This is a genomic window from Enterobacter asburiae, from assembly GCA_011754535.1.
Lineage (GTDB): Bacteria > Pseudomonadota > Gammaproteobacteria > Enterobacterales > Enterobacteriaceae > Enterobacter > Enterobacter cloacae_N.
Genome location: JAAQVN010000001.1, coordinates 4,069,198 through 4,087,095, shown reverse-complemented (window position 1 = coordinate 4,087,095; position 17,898 = coordinate 4,069,198). Strand labels below are relative to the sequence as shown.

Below are 17,898 nucleotides of genomic sequence, written 5' to 3'. Positions count from 1 at the left end.
TGGGGTTGGTAAAGGCGTGAGATTCGTTGACAATATCATGAGGCAATTTTAAAATCAAAAAAAATGGAGCCAACCCATGAACAGCATTTTTTTTACGGTCATCACATTACTATTACTGACCGCTGGTGTGCTTTTATTGATGCAGGAGTTCAATAAAACGAAAGTGTCGAAAGACACCAGTGAACCGCCACAGCCTGAGCTGATGACAAAAGAGGAAGGAGAAGACCATTTCTCTGTTCTGATGAACTCCGTTACGCCTGTCTGGTACTGGCGGGTGAATCATGAATATATCGACTTCTTACACGCGACAATTAAACGTATGAAAATGTCGGAAATTAATGATACCCCCGGTCTGTTTGAGGCTCAGCGTCGCTGTAGCGACCTCAATTCGGCGGTTTATAAATATTATGACAATATCAAAAAGCGCTGTCTTAACGGTGAGAAGGTTTCCTGTTCCGATCTGGACGTATTAAATTTGCGCCAGTGTTTTCGCGAGTTTAGTCTGGAAGCCTACCCCGAGCTTGTGGCGCTGGTCTGGCCGGAGTATGCGCGTCCGGAGGTTAACCCGGACAACGTCTGAGTGACGCGCGGGTTAGTTCTTGCAAACAGTCAGCGCCGTTGAGATATACTGAGCGCTGGTTTCGTTTGCAGACAGGATTTTATGGAACGCTTCTTTGAAAACGCAATGTATGCCTCTCGCTGGCTGCTCGCACCCGTCTATTTCGGTCTTTCCCTGGCGCTGGTCGCCCTGACGATCAAGTTCTTCCAGGAGATTTTCCACGTCTTGCCTAACATTTTCTCCGTGGCGGAAGCAGATTTGATTCTGGTTCTGTTGTCGCTGGTGGATATGACACTGGTGGGCGGCTTACTGGTGATGGTGATGTTCTCCGGTTATGAGAACTTCGTCTCTCAGCTTGATATCGCCGAGCATAAAGAGAAGCTCAGCTGGCTCGGAAAAATGGACGCATCATCGCTGAAGAATAAAGTTGCGGCATCTATAGTGGCGATCTCCTCTATCCACCTGTTACGCGTGTTTATGGACGCGAAAAACGTGCCGGATAATAAGCTGATGTGGTATGTGATTATCCACCTGACGTTTGTGCTGTCGGCGTTTGTGATGGGGTATCTCGATAAGATCAGTAAGAAGTAGAGACACCTTACCCCTTACCCTGCCCTCTCCCCAGAGGAGAGAGGGAACTTGAATACCCTCTCCCCTCTGGGGAGAGGGCAGGGTGAGGGGCGAAAGCATCGGACTGCACTATTTATCCGACGACGAATGCCACAAATTCAACTCCCCATCCGCAACGTGCTGGTCAATCCGCTTGAGTTCGTCATCAGTAAAGCGCAGATTTTCCAGCGCCTGAACGTTCTCCTCCAGCTGCTCCGGACGGCTCGCACCTATCAGCACTGACGTCACGCGTTCATCTTTCAACAACCAGCTTAGCGCCATCTGCGCCATCGTCTGCCCGCGCGCCTGCGCCATCTCATTAAGCAGACGAAGACTTTTCAGGTTAGCTTCAGTCAGCATTTTCTGCGTCAGGCCGCGCACTTTGTTCCCTTCGCGCTGCATGCGAGAACCTTCAGGAATACCGTTCAGGTATTTTCCGGTTAGCAGACCCTGCGCCAGCGGGGTAAAGGCGATACACCCCGTGCCGTTTGCTTCCAGCGCATCCAGCAAGCCGGTCTTATCGACCCAGCGGTTAAGCAGGTTATAGGACGGCTGGTGGATCAGCAGCGGGATCTTCCACTCGTGAAGCAGCGCGGCCATTTTTTGTGTGCGCTCGGTAGAGTAGGAGGAAATGCCCACGTATAGCGCTTTTCCACTCTGAACCGCGTGAGCCAGCGCGGAGGCTGTCTCTTCCATCGGCGTATTTTCATCCACGCGGTGGGAGTAGAAAATATCCACATACTCTACGCCCATGCGTTTCAGGCTCTGGTCGAGACTGGCGAGCAGATATTTACGTGATCCCCCCGAACCATACGGCCCCGGCCACATGTCGTAGCCGGCTTTGGTGGAGATAATCAGCTCGTCGCGGTACGCGGCAAAGTCCTCACGCAGCAGGCGGCCAAAGTTCTCTTCCGCGCTACCCGCTGGCGGGCCGTAGTTGTTGGCAAGATCGAAATGGGTAATACCGAGGTCGAAGGCTTTACGCAGCAGCGCGCGCTGGGAATCAAAGGGCTGGATGTGGCCGAAGCTATGCCACAGACCCAGCGACAGCGCAGGCAGGCGCAGGCCGCTCTTGCCGCAATAGCGGTACTGCATATTCTCGTAGCGGGTAGCGTCAGGGTACCAGGACATGATGTCTCCTTTCTTATTTAATGGATTTTCGAAACAGCGTTTTTATTCTGTGTTTATCAAATCATAAATTAAGCAGAGAAGCGACGACATGCCCAAACCCTGTGATGTTGAAAGGTAATGCTTAACCATGACTGCGTCACCTGTGAAGCCACGCTAACTAAAAATAATCACAAAACGTTATAATTTCCCTGCACCCTGCCGATAACGAGAGTAGCACTCGCCTCTGGGCGAATTCACCCTCACGGCAAGGAAGACTTATGAATATGCTTCGTAATTTCACGATCCGTTTCGTCATGCTGACGATCCTCGGAATCTTTTGTTTAATGTGGGCGGGCGTCGGGCTGTACAGCACCTGGTCCCTTTCACGGGTATCAGATGGTAATGAAGTCGATCGCCAGCTGGTCAAACAGATGATGGTGCTCAGCCAGGGCAACGATCAGTATTTCCGCTTTGTCACCCGTCTGAGCCGCGCCATGGAGGTCAAAGCCGCTGGCGGCACGCCGGATTTGTCCTCTGCCCAACAGGCGCTGGACAACATGGGTAAAAAACTGGTCGAGATGAAGGCGATCTCACCAGGCCCGATGGATGAGCAGATCTCATCCCGGGTGATCGGCGCCTGGCAGGCGCTGCTTGAGCAGGGCGTGACGCCGCAAATGGAGCAGGCGAAGCAGGCGACCCTGGACGGCTACCGCCAGCAGGCCAACAACGTCACTCCGCCGCTGAGCCGTGCGTTCGGTGCGGCCGCCGAGGAGTTCAACAATGCCGCGGCGAAGACGCTCGACAGCACCCGCGTGGTGGTCGACGGCCTGACCAGCATGACCCGCACGGTCATTATTGTCGCCACCATTATCGGCCTGCTGATCCTGCTTTTTACCGACCGCTACCTGGTGGCGATGCTGGTCAAACCGCTGGAGCGTATTCGCCAGCAGTTCCGCCAGATTGCCCAGGGCGATCTCAGCCAGCCCATTGAGCCTTTCGGCCGCAACTGTGTGGGACAGCTGGTACCGCTGTTGAGCGCTATGCAGGACAGCCTGCGTGAAGCCGTCAGCACCATCCGCTCCGGCAGTGAAAATATCTGGCGCGGCGCGACGGAAATTTCCAGCGGCAACAACGACCTCTCTTCCCGCACCGAAGAGCAGGCTGCCGCGCTGGAAGAGACGGCTGCCAGCATGGAACAGCTCACCGCTACCGTGAAACTGAACGCGGAAAGCGCGCGTCAGGCCAGCCAGCTTGCCGATGTGGCCTCAACCACCGCCAGCCGCGGCGGCTCGCTGGTGGAAGAGGTAGTCACCACCATGAGCGGTATTTCGGAAAGCTCGAAGAAAATTGCTGAAATCACCAACGTGATCAACAGCATCGCCTTCCAGACCAATATTCTGGCGCTCAATGCGGCCGTAGAAGCGGCACGCGCGGGCGAGCAGGGGCGTGGTTTCGCCGTGGTGGCGGGTGAAGTCCGTAACCTGGCAAGCCGCAGCGCCAACGCGGCAAAAGAAATTGAGGGGCTGATCGCTGATTCCGTTACCCGCGTCGAGCAGGGAGCGCAGCTGGTGGGCGACACGGGCACCACTATGGATGCGATTTTGCGCGACGTGACGGAAGTGACGACCATTATGAAGCAAATCGCATCGGCTTCTGAGGAGCAAAGCAAGGGCATTTCGCAGGTCGGGATTGCCATTACCCAGATGGACGGCGTCACTCAGCAGAACGCCTCGCTGGTTGAAGAGGTTTCTGCGGCAGCGGCGGCGCTTGAGCGCCAGACCGAAGAGCTTCAGCGCTCGGTGCAAAAGTTCCGCCTGACGGCGTGAGCCTTCTGCTAAGGCCGCTCCGTGCGGCCTTTCTGCTTTTTCGTCTGTTGGATCTCACTCTTTGGGCGGCAGGATGCTCATCGCCTGCTCAGCGGACGCCAGCAATCGTGATGACGGCACGCCGTCACGAGCCTGAACGGATAAGCCATGTAAAAAGACGGCAAAAAAGTCTCCCAGACTGTCAGGATCGGTCGTTTCGGGCAATTCACCGTTTTGCACCGCCAGCCGCAGCCGGTCAATGATCTGCTGCGTGCGCTGCAGGCGATGCTCAGCCAGCCAGGATTTAATGCCGTCATTTTCCGCACTGACGCTAGCGGCTGTAGCAACCACCATGCACCCATGCGGCTTGCCAGGTTGGCTATAAAGCGTAATGGCATCACTCAGCAGCGTTTTGATTGCCTGCCGTACATCACCCTCGGTGGTTAATGCGCGATCCGCGAAGCTGCCTTCTTCGTTTTCATAATGAGCAATCGCTTCCCGAAAGAGCTGTTCTTTTGAACCGAACGCCTTGTAAATGCGCGCCGAAGCGATGCCCAGCTCAGCCACCAAATCTGACATTGAGGTCCCTTCGTACCCTTGTCGCCAGAACAGGTTACGCGCTTTGATAAGCGCCTGGTCGCGATCGAACTGGCGCGGTCTTCCTGCCATTTTGTTGCTCCGGTTTGTCTTCTGTTCACTGCAAACAGGATCGCTTAATTCGTTGGGATTACCAATGAATTTATAAGTTTTGCTTGCGGTTAACTGATTTTACTCCTATTGTTTGTCAATCGACAAACAATAGGAGTTTACGATGAAAACCCTCAAAGGACCCTCTCTTCATCTCGCACAGTTCAGTGACGAGGTTGCCCCGTTTGACAGTTTACCGACAATAGCCCGGTGGGCCGCGGAAACCGGTTTTAAGGCATTACAAATTCCGGCCTGGGACCGTCGGCTGTTCGACGTTTCGACGGCGGCGGAAAGCCAGACCTATTGTGACGATCTTACCGGCATGCTGGCGGAACATGGCCTGGTCGTGAGTGAGCTGACCAGCCATATCTTTGGCCAGCTAATGGCGGTCCATCCGGCGTATGACAGCCTGTGCGACAGCTTCGCGCCGCCGGAAATACACGGCAACCCGCAAGCACGCGGCGAGTGGGCACGGCAACAGCTGCTGATGGCGGTGAAGGCTTCCGCCCGGCTTGGCCTCAGCGATCTGGGGACATTCTCAGGCTCGCTGGCATGGCCTTATCTGTTCCCGTTCCCGCAGCGCCCGGAAGGGTTAATTGAAACCGCTTTTGACGAGCTGGCCAGACGCTGGATGCCGGTGCTCAACGCCTGCGACGAACATGGCATCAACCTGTGCTATGAAATTCATCCGAGTGAAGATCTGCACGATGGCGTGACGTTTGAAATGTTTTATCAGCGGGTGAAGGCGCATCCACGCTGCCGGATACTTTTTGACCCGAGCCACATGGTGCTTCAGCAGCTTAACTATATGGAATTTATTGATATATATAAGGACGTTATCAGCATGTTTCACGTCAAAGATGCTGAATTTAATCCAACCGGTCGTCAGGGGATTTATGGTGGGTATCAGTCATGGCTCGAACGCGCAGGGCGTTTTCGCTCACTGGGTGACGGTCAGGTTGATTTCAGGGCTATTTTCTCGAAGCTGACCCAATACGATTATGCTGGCTGGGCAACCCTGGAGTGGGAATGCTGTCTGAAAAACCCGCAGGACGGTGCCAGAGAAGGGGCAGCGTTCATCCGCGACCACATTATTCACATCACCGATAAAGTCTTCGATGACTTCGCCGGTGCTCCGGTCAATGCTCAGCAAATCAACGCATTACTCGGCATTCGCTAAACCGTCACATCACAGGGAATTCTTATGGAACAACAATATGATGGGATCCTGAACCAGGATCTCAGGGCAGAACATGTCTATACGAAAGTGGATGGACAACGTATTCACTGCGTCGTAGCGGGCAAAGGTCATCCGGTCCTGCTGATACCCGGTTGGCCTCAAACCTGGTATACGTGGCGCTACGTCATGCAGGCGCTGGCGCAGGCGGGGTTTCAGGCGATAGCGGTTGATCCACCCGGCATCGGGGATTCCGATAAACCGCGCGACGGCTATGACACCGGACGCGTTGGCGCCATCCTGCATACACTGATGGCGCAACTGGGGCATTCACAGTACCGCATAGTGGGCCACGATATTGGCATGTGGGTTGGTTACGCCATGGCAAGCGATTTTCCTGATGCGGTGGAGCGTCTTGTGCTGACCGAAGCGGTTATCCCAGGCCTGGCTCCTCCGCCGCCGATTTTCGTCGCACCGGAAGAGAACATTTTTCTTTGGCACTTCATGTTTAATCAGCTGGCGGATTTACCCGAAACCCTGACCTGCGGGCGTGAATCACACTATCTCAGCTTTATTTTCGACCGCTGGGCACATCGCCGGGAGCGGGTGGCTGCTCAGGTGTATATCGACGCCTATTCGACACCGGGAGGACTGCGTGCAGGCTTTGACTATTATCGTGCGATCCCGGAAACCATCAGGCAAAACCAGTTCCGCGCGCAAACGCCTTTAACCATGCCGGTACTGACGGTGGGAGCGGAACATGCGACGCGTGATGCGCCGCTGACAACCCTGCAGGGTAATGCCCTGGATCTACGGGGCGAGACGGTGGCTGACTGCGGGCATTTTATTACCGAAGAGTGCTATGAGGCGTTTATTGGGCTGATTGTACCCTTTCTCTCAGAGGACACCGATCGTGCCGCTTGATAAACACATTGCTGACTTTCTGGCTGCATCATCGGGCGCGCCACAGCCAGCGTCGTTAGCCGACTTGCGTGCCGCCACCGACGCGGGTTTGTTGCGGCTACAGGGCGAGGAGGAAACCGGTGACGCCATTCAACATTATGTTGTTATCGCCGATGATGGCTACGCTATCGGCCTTCGCGCCTATACGCCTGCTGCCTCAAACGCAGATATCGCGCAGCCTGCAATGCTGTTTGCTCACGGCGGCGGATGGTGTCTGGGGTCGCTGTCGCTGTACGATCGGCCCTGTCAGGCACTGGCTAATGCTACTGGCCGGAAAATACTCTCCGTGGATTACCGTCTGGCGCCGGAGTTCCCCTTCCCAAGGCCGTTAGAAGATGTTTATCAGGCACTGTGCTGGGCCAGTGAACAGGCCGCGGCTCTGGGGATAGATGCAACCCGTCTGGCGGTGGGCGGTGACAGTGCAGGCGGTAATCTTGCTGCCGCGGCAACGCTGCTGGCCCGGGATCGCGGCGGACCTCATATAGAGCATCAGTTGCTGCTCTACCCGGCGTTAAGTCGCGAGATGTCGACCGAAAGCTATTGTGAATTTGCTGAAGGTTATTTTTTAACGCGTGATGCGATGGCGTTTTGCTGGGAACACTATCTGGGAGACCGTCGTCATCCCTGTGCCGAACCGCTGCATATGGCCTCGCTGAGGGATTTACCGCCGGCAACCATCCTCAGCTGCGAATATGATCCCCTGCGCGATGAGGCTGAAGCGTATGCGCGGCGGCTTGACGAGGCGGGGGTACCAGTACGCTGCGAACGGCTGCCGGGCATGGTGCACGCCTGCATTCATATGACAGGGTTAACGCCAGCCGCGCGTCGGTTGTTCGAACGTGCGCGTATCTGATTCAGACAACACAAAAAACCCAGCGCGATCGCTGGGTTTATTATTCATATCGGTTCACAAGGTAGAACACCCTATCAGTGCGTCGCTTCACCAATCAGCGCGCCCGTGCCCGCACCAACGGCCGCACCTTTCAGCACGCTATTGCCCGTCACCGCAGCCGCGCCCGCGCCAACGACGGCACCCACGGCACCGCCCTTACGTGCGTCTTTGCCTTTTTCGCCTTTTTTGAACATCGCCCCCGTACCTGCGCCCACCACGGCACCGCCCACGGTCGATTTCAGATCTTTGCCCGTGGCTGCGCCAATGGCAGCGCCTGCTACCGCGCCGGCAGCGGTTTTGTCGATGGCCATTCCAGAGGTGGAAAACATGAGGGCGCTGATAACCAGCGTTGTTTTAATAAGTTTCATAACAGATCCTTTGTGACTGCTGTCGGTTGATACGTCGTTTCTCACGCTGAGGGGAGAAAAACGGCCAGATAGTGCCAGCAATACCGACTCAACCTTTAGGCGAATCATGCCCTGGGTAAGGATCCCGGTTGCCGGGCGGGGCTCCGCCCGGCGGAACGTTACGCCTGACGCTTGTCTTCCGTATCGGTTTCGAAGTCGCTCGCCGCGTGGCGTTCGTGGAGCTGCTCGTTCAGCTCGCCGCTGGTGCGGTTAACGATGCGACCGCGCTTAACCGCATGGCGGTTCGCCACGTCCTTCGCCCAGCGCTGGACGTTGGTATACTTTTCTGCGTCCAGGAACTCGGCGGCGTTATAGACACTGCCCAGCGCCACGCAGCCGAACCACGGCCAGATCGCCATATCCGCGATGGTGTACTCCTCACCCGCGACGTAGCGACCGCGCGCCAGCTGTTTATCCAGCACGTCGAACAGGCGCTTGGCTTCCATGGTGAAGCGGTCAATTGCGTACTCGATTTTTACCGGCGCATAGTTATAGAAGTGGCCAAAGCCGCCGCCGAGGAACGGCGCCGCACCCTGCAGCCAGAAGAGCCAGTTCAGGGTTTCGGTGCGTCCCGCCGGGTCTTTCGGCAGGAAGTGACCAAATTTCTCTGCCAGATAAAGCAGAATATTGCCGGATTCAAAGACGCGTGTTGGCGGGTTCGTGGAGTGGTCACGCAGCGCCGGAATTTTCGAGTTCGGGTTCACCTCTACAAACCCGCTGGAGAACTGATCGCCCTCGCCGATGCGGATCAACCACGCGTCATACTCCGCGCCCGTCACGCCCAGCGCCAGCAGCTCTTCGAGCATGATCGTCACCTTCTGGCCGTTCGGTGTCCCGAGAGAGTAAAGCTGCAGAGGGTGGGAGCCCACGGGCAGATCTTTCTCATGCGTTGCACCGGAAATTGGGCGGTTAATGTTGGCGAATGCGCCGCCGCCGTTCTTTTTCCATTCCCACACTTTGGGTGGCTGATACGTGTTGTCTGACATGTTGGCCTGCCTTTTGAGTGATGTGTTGAGGGAGTTTAGCAGGAGATGAAGCGACCGTTTAACGATGTGAGCGCAACGGTCAGTGTAGGTGTATGATAAATCCTCCTCTGTCAGGTTAATTACAACGTGCAGACGACGACAACCCTTAAAAAATTGCCGCCTGCCTGTTTTAGGTTGGATACATGCGTAAAGGAACGTTAAGCAGTGATGCGCCATTTGGGACATTGTTAGGCTATGCGCCCGGTGGCGTGGCGATTTACTCTTCAAATTACGGCAGTCTGGATCCGCGCAAATACCCCGAAGACGCGGATTTTCGCAGCTATATCGGCAACGAATACATGGGCCACAAGTGGCAGTGCGTTGAGTTTGCCCGCCGTTTCCTGTTTCTCAACTATGGCTTCGTGTTTACCGACGTCGGCATGGCGTGGGAGATCTTCTCCCTGCGCTTTTTACGCCAGGTGGTGAACGATAACATTCTGCCCCTTCAGGCTTTTGCCAATGGCTCAAAACGCGCGCCGCGCGCGGGCGCGCTGCTGATCTGGCAAAAAGGCGGCGAGTTTCACGAGACCGGCCACGTGGCGGTGATTACCCAGCTTCTGGACGATAAGGTGCGTATTGCGGAGCAGAACGTGATTCACTCCCCACTGCCGCTCGGGCAGCAGTGGACGCGGGAGCTGCGCATGACCGTGGAAAACGGCTGCTACACCCTCCATGACACCTTCAGCGATACCGAAATTCTCGGCTGGATGATCCAGACGGATGACACGGAGCACAGCATTCCCCAGCCTGAACCTGACGGCGAACTACTGAAAATCCGCGGCGCGCGGCTGAAAAACAAACGTCAGTTCGATGGGAAATGGCTCAACGAGGACGATGCGCTTCAGCAGGCGTATATCCGCGCGAACGGTCATGTGATCAACAAAGATCCCTGCCAGTATTTTACCATCACCGAAAGCGCCGAGCAGGAGCTTATCAAGGCCACCAACGAACTGCATCTGATGTACCTGCACGCCACCGACAAAGTGCTGAAAGACGACAGCCTGCTGGCGCTGTTCGACATCCCGAAAATCCTCTGGCCGCGCCTGCGCCTCTCCTGGCAGTGGCGTCGCCACCATATGATCACCGGTCGTATGGATTTCTGTATGGATGAGCGCGGCATTAAGGTCTACGAGTACAACGCCGACTCCGCGTCCTGTCACACTGAAGGCGGGCTCATTCTTGAAGAGTGGGTGAAAAACGGCTATCGCGGCAACGGGCATAACCCGGCAGAAGGGCTGCTGGAAGAGCTGACCGGCGCATGGAAGCACAGCCACGCGCGGCCGTTCGTCCACATCATGCAGGACAACGATGTGGAAGAGGACTATCACGCGCTCTTTATTCAGCGTTCGCTGATACAGGCCGGGTTCGAGACCAAAATCCTGCACGGGCTGGGCGCGCTGAGCTGGGATGCCGCCGGGCAGCTGATTGACGACGAGGGCCGCCACGTCAACTGCGTGTGGAAAACCTGGGCGTGGGAAACGGCGATAGAGCAGATCCGCGAGGTGAGCGAAACCGAATACGCCGCCGTGCCGATCCGCACCGGGCATCCTGAGGGCGAAGTGCGCCTGATTGATGTTCTGCTGCGTCCGGAAGTGCTGGTCTTCGAACCGCTGTGGACCGTTATTCCCGGAAACAAGGCGATTCTTCCGGTACTGTGGCAGCTGTTCCCGAACCACCGCTACCTGCTCGATACCGATTTTGAGGTTAACGACCTGCTGAAGCAGACCGGATACGCCGTTAAGCCGATTGCCGGCCGCTGCGGCAGCAATATCGATCTCATCAGCGCCCAGGACGAGCTGCTGGATAAATCCAGCGGCAAGTTTGTTGACCGTAAAAACATCTACCAGCAGCTGTGGTGTCTGCCGAACGTCGACGGCAAGTACATTCAGGTCTGCACTTTTACCGTGGGCGGAAACTACGGCGGGACCTGCCTGCGCGGCGACGATTCGCTGGTGGTGAAAAAAGAGAGCGATATTGAGCCGCTGATTGTGGTTAAAGACTCGCTATAAAAATCCCCCCGCAGGGTTGAGGGTTCCCTACAACATAATGTCTGCACAGACGACCCCCTCTCCCTTGAGGGAGAGGGCTGGGGTGGGGGGGAACATACGGCTCTGGTGGTCATTCCGTTCACTGTATGTTCCTTGCTACTCTTTAACGACAATACCTGTGAACGTGCCAGGGTGGCTCAGTCGCCACCACCCTGGCGACCCGGGCTCCCGGCGGTAAATCGCCGCTTCGCGGTGCCCTCGGCTTATTCCTTCCGGCTTATCGGGGACGGGCGGAGGTAACGTCCCTGTAAAGCCCGCCCTCTCGGCGCATCCATGCGCCTCGCCCCGGCCGGAAGGCAAACGCCTCAGCGATTTACAGCCGGACCAGGGCATCGCTGAAAGCCTAAAGCCGTTCTGAAACAAGGTTATTGCTTCTGCTTAAAAATTACTGTGGATCCCTCAGCCCGCAGGGCATCCTGCGGGGGCTTTTCGTTACTGCTCTTCCTCTTCCAGCTGCTCGCTGATCTTCAGATCGATGATGCGTCCAATCTGGTCATGATAAACCGTCAGCAGGTTGTACTGGCTCATCTCGGAGATGATCTGCGGTGAGACATTAAAGCTGCGGGCCAGCTCCTCCTGGCGAAAATAGCCCGGCTGGCGGCGCCTTGCGTGCGTGCGGCGGCGGTTGTACTGATACCACAAAATCAGCAGCCAGCCGTTGAGCGCGGCGAACAGCAAATAGATCAACACCGTATTAAAGGAGGCAATAATCACGCTCCACCGGTGGTCGCTCTCCTCGGTTAACTGCATCCACAGCCTGGCATACAGGAAAAACAGAAATCCGCCCCACGCCATCGCGGTTAACGTGGCATCGAAAAGACGTGGCAGCAAGCGATGTTCAGTCAAAATTAAGGTATTTTCGTTCATTGAAGGCTCCCTTTTCCCCGGTCCGGACTGATCCAGCGCGCGCGGGCACGCTGACGTTTAAGCATGACTTTTGGAAATGCGACGAGGGTGGTGAACAGGCCAATCATCCAGTAGACCATCGGGAACCAAATCACCCAGAAAAGCGAGCTTGCCACCTTGCGCTCATAGCGCCGCTCGATGTACAAGCTGACCAGGAACTGCAGCAGGCACATCACGCCCAGCAGCAGCCCGGTAAACGCCGGGGGAAACAGGGTTTCAACGGTCAGCCTGGCGGGAATGGGCGCGACGTGGCTGATGACGAACAGCAGCACCGTTATCGCATACGCGAAGGCCCACAGCGTTGACAGCGCGTACTCCAGAAACAGGGGCCACATGCGGTGATGCTCCCAGCGCACCATCTTGCGCAGGTTGACCAGAAACACCTCCGCGCCGCCCTGGGCCCAGCGCAGACGCTGCTTCCACAGGCCCTTGAGCGTCTCCGGCATCAGGATCCAGCACAGCGCCCGCGGCTCGAAAAAGATATCCCAGTGGCGCAGCTGGAGCTTCCAGCTGATGTCGATGTCTTCGGTGATCATGTCCGGGCTCCAGTACCCAACGTCCGCCAGCGCCTGCCGGCGAAAGGCGGCGATGACGCCGGAGACGGTAAAGACCCGGCCATAGATCCGCTGCGTCCGCTTGATGAGCCCAATGATGGACGAAAACTCGCCTACCTGAATGCGGCCAATCAGCGTGGAGCGCGTGCGAATGCGCGGGTTCCCGGTAACCGCCCCAACGTGGGGATAATGAATCAGCGGCGCTACCAGATAAGCTGCGGTGTCGCGGTCGAGCAGGGCGTCGCCGTCAATGCAGACCAGCAGATCGCCCCGGGCCGCCGCCGCCCCGGCTTTGAGCGCCACGGCTTTTCCCTGGTTCTCCGCGAGGTTGATCACCCGCAGGCGCGGCTGCTCCTGCGCCAGCGCCTGCAATACCTCCGCCGTGTTGTCAGAGGAGCCGTCATTGATGGCGATAACTTCTATATTTTCATACCGCTGATCCAGCGCGGCGCTGATGGTCTCCCGGGCATTTCGTCCCTCGTTGAAGCAGGGGATAAGAATGGAGATGAGCGGCTCGCCGGCAAGTACCGGGGCGGGTGTGTCTTTATTCCACGACCAGCGGCGTTCAAGCTGAAACCAGAAATAGAGCCCGCCGGTGACCCAGAGCACGGACATAAACAGCGGCCAGAAGAAGACAAAATCCAGAATCAGCTCGCCGGTAAAGAGGGCTGCCACGCCTAACGGCAACCCGAATACCAGACATAAAATAGAGAATGCGATAATGCGATCAGTCATTGTCAGGGTACCAGTAGGAAGAAAATACGGGCCTGATGCGTGAGATATCAGGCTGGTTATTGATGAAATCGTCAGGGTAGTAGCCGTAGTTTTTGATGCCGTTAAGCTGGAGGACGCGCATCCACGCCGCAAGCTGGCTGTCGGAAACGGCGCGCTGCGGTTTCTGCTCCCAGTCTCTGGCCTGCAGTTCGAATATGGTTTTATCCAGCGCGCCGGGCCGCGTGGCGACGGCTTTGATCAAACGCGTCAGCCAGGCATTGCTCTCGTTCGCCGGAACGGACTCCATCAGCGGCATGGCCATCGGTACCGTCCAGTCATAGGCCGCAAGAAAATCATCGAGATTCTGCCCAAACCACGCTTCGCTTTCGGGCTGCAGAATGGGTAAGACGAACATATTGCGCGCGGTTTTTATCTGCGGGCCGCGGATATGCTTCACCGCCTGGCCCAGGGCGCGAGTAAACCCGATAAGCCTCCGGCTTTTCTGACGCGTCGTGTCCTGCCCGGCAGCGTCAACGTCAACGTCTGTCAGCACCGCATCGTCATGGAACAGGACCCCGTTGAAGCTGGCATGGCGGGCCAGATCCTCATAGATCTCCGTCACCTGCTGGCGAACCTGCGGGTCCCACGGGGAAAGCCGGATATAGGGCTCATTGGCCTCGCGCAGCTGACCGGTTCGATCGTCCCGACGCTGCACGCGTGGCAGGGAAGGATCGAGATCGAACGAGAGCACCGGCATCCACGCGAAGACCTTCACGCCCGCGCGGGTTTGCAGCTGCCAGGCGACAAAGTTAAAGAGGTCGGCCCGGACCGGAAGCCGGCGGTTGGGGAAATAGAGCGCCCTGATCCTGCCGTCGCCTTGCGGGTCGGCAAACGCCTGCAGGAAAACGTGGCTGATTTTCATGTCGTAGACCCGCTGGATCAGCCTGTTGATGTTTTGGGTCTGCTGGGCCGGATCGGGATCGTAAACGTAATCGAGATCGACGTGCATGACGCGCACGGGATCGCGCTCCTGAACCTGGCTGACCGTACTGGCAAACGCCTTGAGCGAGGGATTCCCGGCGATCAGCAGGCGGGGGATGTTGCCCAGCTCCTGCACATTCCCCAGCCCGTCCTCAAGGGTAAAGGCCAGCTGATAACCCTGCTGTCTGGCGATGGCGAGCGACGTACCGTTTGCGGCGCCGTAAGGCCAGACCCAGGCGCGCGGCGCCTTGCCCGTCACCTGCGTGATTTTTTCAGTCACTTCGCGAACGTCATCGCCGATCCGCTGGCTGAACTGCTGGTCGGTTTCATAGCGGCCCGTGGCTTTGTCATAAAAGCGGTTGGCGATAGCCGGTTCACGGCTGCCCTGCGGGTTGGCGACGATGCCGTAATGCGAGGCCCAGGTATGCGATCCGATTTCAATCAGCGGGGACTGGCTGAGCTCGCGCACCATGTCCCAGGTCGCGAAGCGATCGCGGGGCGTCATCAGGCCGCCAAAGTTCACCTTCTGGTTTGCTGGCGTATCCACCCAACTGCCCACCGGCGCCCAAAGCGCAGGAACGTTCCAAGCCTTGAGCAGTGGCCATACGCGGGTGTAGAAGCTGCTGTAGCCATCGTCAAAGCTGAGCAGAACGGCTTTTGGCGGCAGCGTTTTTTTTCCGTCATGCGCGTCCAGAATGTCCTGCACGCTGATGGCGTGATAGCCGTTGTGCAGAAGCCAGCTTATCTGCTCGTTTAACGCGCTGGTGCGCACGGAGAGGTAGCGCTGATCGGCGGCATCGTCTTCGACGTCGTGGTAGGCCAGCACCAGAAACTGGTTCTGCGGCCAGGGTTTGCTCGCCTCCGGCTGCGGCCGCGCTTTGGGCGCAACGAACGAAATCGCCTGCGCGCAGACGCTCGCGCTGAGGCAGAGCCAGCCGATGAGTATCAGGCTCGCGGAAAATCGTGTGTTCAGCATATTCATCCTTAAAAGCGTAAAGTCGCATCAAGCGTGACGGAGAGGTTGCTCTCGCGTTTGCCGTCGTAAGGGCGCTTGTCCCAGTTCAGCATCACGCCGGTATCAATAACGTTGTTCCACTGAACGCGTTGTCCGTAACCCAGCAGGGCGATGGCGCCAGCGGACTGATTTTTCTGCCAGTAGCTGCCGCCTCCCGCCACGAACTGCTGGCTCCAGAGGGTGTCGTAATGGCGGTACATTTCATGGTCAACGGCCAGGGCAGCCGTCACGGACAGATCCCGCGCCGGGTTGTAATAGAGCGTGTCCCGCAGGCTGTTTTTACTGGCGGCGATCCCCGGTTCGAGATCCAGCGTCAGGGTCGGGGTCTGCCAGAGACGCTCCTTACCCGCAAGGGTGTATTCCTGCCGGCGGTTATGATCGGAGAAGCGGCTGACGGCGGCGCTGAACTGATACTCACGGCGCTCGTTTTGATACCAACGCACCCCGCCTTCACCCCGGTTGGCGCTAATCCCGTTGCGTAAGGCCCGCAGGGGCGTGGTGCGGGATAAGCGTTCAAGGCTGCCGCTGACCTGCCAGTTATCATCGAGAAAGTACGTTGCTGAGAGGCGAGCGCCTGGCTTGTTTGCCCCGTGATAGCGGTTGCTGGAGAGCTCGGCTTCGAGCTGAAGGTCGCGAGGACGCCACTCGACGCCACCCAGGAGGTGATGGCTGGTGCCTTTGCCTTCATCGAAATTCCCCTGCGCATAGCGGGTGCCGGCAAACAGCCGCCAGCTATCCGCCACGGGGGGGCCATAGAGCGTGGCGTCCAGGTTCAGGTCGTGCGTCCCGCTGATGGGGTTATCGGAGTGCAAACCCTTGCTCGCGTTGAGGCGCAGCTCGGACATGTGGTGGACCGTTCGGAGTCTGTCCAGACGCCTGGCGCTGCGATCGACGGGGGCGCGGGCAAGCACATCGTCGGCCAGTAAATCCATCTGTCGCCACTCCTGCAGATCCATGGCGACGTAAGCCTGCTGCTGCTCTAGCTCCAGATTTGATGGCTCCAGCGCCTCCGCCCTTTTCAACGTTTTCTCGGCCGCGCGCGGCAAGCCCCGTGCCTGAAGCAGGGTGGCATAGTCAATCTGCAACCCCTGATTGCCCGGCGCCGTTGTCGCCAGACGGTGTGCCAGCTTTTCGGCTTCCGGAAGGGCGTTAGTCGAGAGCAAATAGTTAAATTTGAGCGACTGCCCGGTAAGCCACCGATCGTTCGGCTGAGGGACAGGGGACCCAAAATCGTAGCGGGTCCACGGAACGTTGCGGGTCTGGCGCTCAACGTAGCGGTGGGCGGCCTGATACTGCCCGGTATCCAGCCAGGCGTAGAAAAGCGCATGCTCCTCATCCTGCGGATCGGCGGCGTATTGCGGATAGCGTTGCAGAAGCGCGAAGGCGGCAGCCGCGTTTTTCTCCTGCAGATACGCGGAGATCACCCAGCCGATGGCCCAGCCCGGCACGGGATGCTGCGCGTCCCTCAGCGCCTGATATTCACGGATGACCTGCGGATAATCGCCATGCGCGTACAGCGCGCCAAGCCTGTCGATACGGGCGAGGATGACGTCTTCCGCTGCCTGCGGTTCGTTTTGCCAGCGGGAGAGCAGGGCGTCGTAACGATTCAGTGCCGTTTGCGCCAGCTGCAGACGCTCCTTTTCCGTTCTGCCAGGAACATCGGCCAGCCGAACCCATTCGGCGGCGGCATTAAGCTCAAGACGGCGTCGCTGCGCGGGGGGCAGCGTTACCCTTTGCGACAGCATCAGCGCGGGGGTACTCACCCGGCTATCCGTTAGCGCATCAATCAGCTCGCTGAGGAGCGCTTTATTCTCCGGCGCGAGGGCCAGCGCGCGCGTGTCCGCTAAAAGCCGATCCCAGCTTTTTCCCTGGCGTAACCAGACGTACGAGAGCGTCTGAAGATGCGCCGGAGAGGGATCCTCCGTCACCAGCTGACGGGCTTCATGCAGAGCGAGCGTATCCATGCGGGCATCGGCCAGGGTTTTAATATAGCCGATACGATAATCGTCATTATCCGGCGCAAGGCTACGCGCCTCTTTCCAGAGCACGAGAGCCGGCTGCCATGCTTTTTGATTTCGCCTGGATTGCGCGACGGCAGCAACGCCGCGAGCGGGCAGCGGCATATAAATGCCGTAACGCCGCCAGACCTGAATCACCTCGTCATCGCGACCAGCCCATGCAGCCACCTGTAACCAGTCCGCGACTTGCTCAGGCGTCAGAGCATGCTGTTGCTGATAACGCTGAAGGTAATTGAGAAACGGCGCGTAATTACCGTTACGCGCCTGTTGAATCTGTTGCTCATAAACGGATTCCGTTGCCTGACCGAGAACAGGAAACAGAAATAGCAGAAACAATAATCCTGGGACGCGATAAAAGAATAACGTATTGAAGCGAAGCGATCTTTCCATATCTATTTGCCATTTGTTTATCATGAATCCATTGCATA

The 17,898-nt window shown here is 57.5% G+C and carries 15 protein-coding genes; 7 read left to right on the top strand and 8 right to left on the bottom strand.

Going from position 1 to position 17,898, the window contains the following annotated elements; translation table 11 throughout:
* Positions 1–76: 76 nt before the first annotated feature.
* Positions 77–580, top strand: coding sequence for an RNA helicase (locus tag HBM95_19360; protein NIH45066.1), 504 nt, complete (start codon positions 77–79; stop codon positions 578–580).
* Positions 581–661: 81 nt separating this feature from the next.
* Positions 662–1,150 carry a TIGR00645 family protein gene (locus tag HBM95_19355; protein NIH45065.1) on the top strand — a complete coding sequence of 163 codons (489 nt, stop codon included), beginning with the start codon at positions 662–664 and terminating at the stop codon, positions 1,148–1,150.
* A 108-nt stretch (positions 1,151–1,258) separates the two neighbouring features.
* Here HBM95_19355 and HBM95_19350 read toward each other — a convergent pair whose 3' ends face one another.
* A complete protein-coding gene (locus tag HBM95_19350; protein NIH45064.1) occupies positions 1,259–2,299 on the bottom strand; it encodes an aldo/keto reductase in 1,041 nt (346 codons plus the stop codon).
* 257 nt (positions 2,300–2,556) lie between these two features.
* On the opposite strand from HBM95_19350, the gene HBM95_19345 reads away from it, so the two are divergent.
* The gene (locus tag HBM95_19345) at positions 2,557–4,104 is read left to right on the top strand and encodes a HAMP domain-containing protein (protein ID NIH45063.1); all 1,548 of its coding nucleotides are present in this window, start codon (positions 2,557–2,559) and stop codon (positions 4,102–4,104) included.
* A gap of 54 nt (positions 4,105–4,158) precedes the next feature.
* On the opposite strand, the gene HBM95_19340 is transcribed toward HBM95_19345, so the two are convergent.
* Positions 4,159–4,752 carry a TetR/AcrR family transcriptional regulator gene (locus HBM95_19340; GenBank protein NIH45062.1) on the bottom strand — a complete coding sequence of 198 codons (594 nt, stop codon included), beginning with the start codon at positions 4,750–4,752 and terminating at the stop codon, positions 4,159–4,161.
* A 142-nt stretch (positions 4,753–4,894) separates the two neighbouring features.
* Here HBM95_19340 and HBM95_19335 point away from each other — a divergent pair, with 142 nt between their 5' ends.
* Genes HBM95_19335 through HBM95_19325 form a run of 3 tightly spaced genes read left to right on the top strand, consistent with a single transcriptional unit; the run spans position 4,895 to position 7,763 of the window.
* Positions 4,895–5,950: a sugar phosphate isomerase/epimerase gene (locus tag HBM95_19335; protein ID NIH45061.1), complete on the top strand. Its 1,056-nt coding sequence runs from the start codon at positions 4,895–4,897 to the stop codon at positions 5,948–5,950.
* Between the two features lie 24 nt (positions 5,951–5,974).
* Positions 5,975–6,871, top strand: a complete 897-nt coding sequence (locus HBM95_19330; protein NIH45060.1) for an alpha/beta hydrolase — start codon at positions 5,975–5,977, stop codon at positions 6,869–6,871.
* The gene (locus HBM95_19325; protein NIH45059.1) at positions 6,861–7,763 is read left to right on the top strand and encodes an alpha/beta hydrolase; all 903 of its coding nucleotides are present in this window, start codon (positions 6,861–6,863) and stop codon (positions 7,761–7,763) included. Before HBM95_19330 ends, HBM95_19325 begins: the two co-directional genes overlap by 11 nt.
* A 74-nt stretch (positions 7,764–7,837) precedes the next feature.
* Here the strand turns inward: HBM95_19325 and HBM95_19320 are convergent, their stop codons facing one another.
* Together HBM95_19320 and yghU are read right to left on the bottom strand one after the other, a co-directional pair.
* Positions 7,838–8,170 (bottom strand): glycine zipper family protein, encoded by a 333-nt coding sequence (locus HBM95_19320; GenBank protein ID NIH45058.1) that lies wholly within the window; start codon positions 8,168–8,170, stop codon positions 7,838–7,840.
* Between the two features lie 158 nt (positions 8,171–8,328).
* Positions 8,329–9,195, bottom strand: coding sequence for a glutathione-dependent disulfide-bond oxidoreductase (yghU, locus tag HBM95_19315; GenBank protein ID NIH45057.1), 867 nt, complete (start codon positions 9,193–9,195; stop codon positions 8,329–8,331).
* A 182-nt stretch (positions 9,196–9,377) separates the two neighbouring features.
* Here yghU and gss point away from each other — a divergent pair, with 182 nt between their 5' ends.
* Positions 9,378–11,243, top strand: a complete 1,866-nt coding sequence (gene gss, locus HBM95_19310; protein ID NIH45056.1) for a bifunctional glutathionylspermidine amidase/synthase — start codon at positions 9,378–9,380, stop codon at positions 11,241–11,243.
* A 471-nt stretch (positions 11,244–11,714) separates the two neighbouring features.
* On the opposite strand, the gene pgaD is transcribed toward gss, so the two are convergent.
* The 4 genes from pgaD to pgaA are packed head-to-tail and all read right to left on the bottom strand — an operon-like array spanning position 11,715 to position 17,860.
* A complete protein-coding gene (gene pgaD, locus HBM95_19305; GenBank protein ID NIH45055.1) occupies positions 11,715–12,149 on the bottom strand; it encodes a poly-beta-1,6-N-acetyl-D-glucosamine biosynthesis protein PgaD in 435 nt (144 codons plus the stop codon).
* On the bottom strand, positions 12,146–13,477 hold the full coding sequence (gene pgaC / locus HBM95_19300) for a poly-beta-1,6 N-acetyl-D-glucosamine synthase (protein ID NIH45054.1): 1,332 nt from the start codon (positions 13,475–13,477) through the stop codon (positions 12,146–12,148). The genes pgaD and pgaC overlap by 4 nt, the downstream gene beginning before the upstream one ends.
* Positions 13,470–15,413 carry a poly-beta-1,6-N-acetyl-D-glucosamine N-deacetylase PgaB gene (gene pgaB / locus HBM95_19295; GenBank protein NIH45053.1) on the bottom strand — a complete coding sequence of 648 codons (1,944 nt, stop codon included), beginning with the start codon at positions 15,411–15,413 and terminating at the stop codon, positions 13,470–13,472. Before pgaB ends, pgaC begins: the two co-directional genes overlap by 8 nt.
* A gap of 8 nt (positions 15,414–15,421) precedes the next feature.
* The gene (gene pgaA, locus HBM95_19290; GenBank protein ID NIH45052.1) at positions 15,422–17,860 is read right to left on the bottom strand and encodes a poly-beta-1,6 N-acetyl-D-glucosamine export porin PgaA; all 2,439 of its coding nucleotides are present in this window, start codon (positions 17,858–17,860) and stop codon (positions 15,422–15,424) included.
* Positions 17,861–17,898 lie beyond the last annotated feature (38 nt).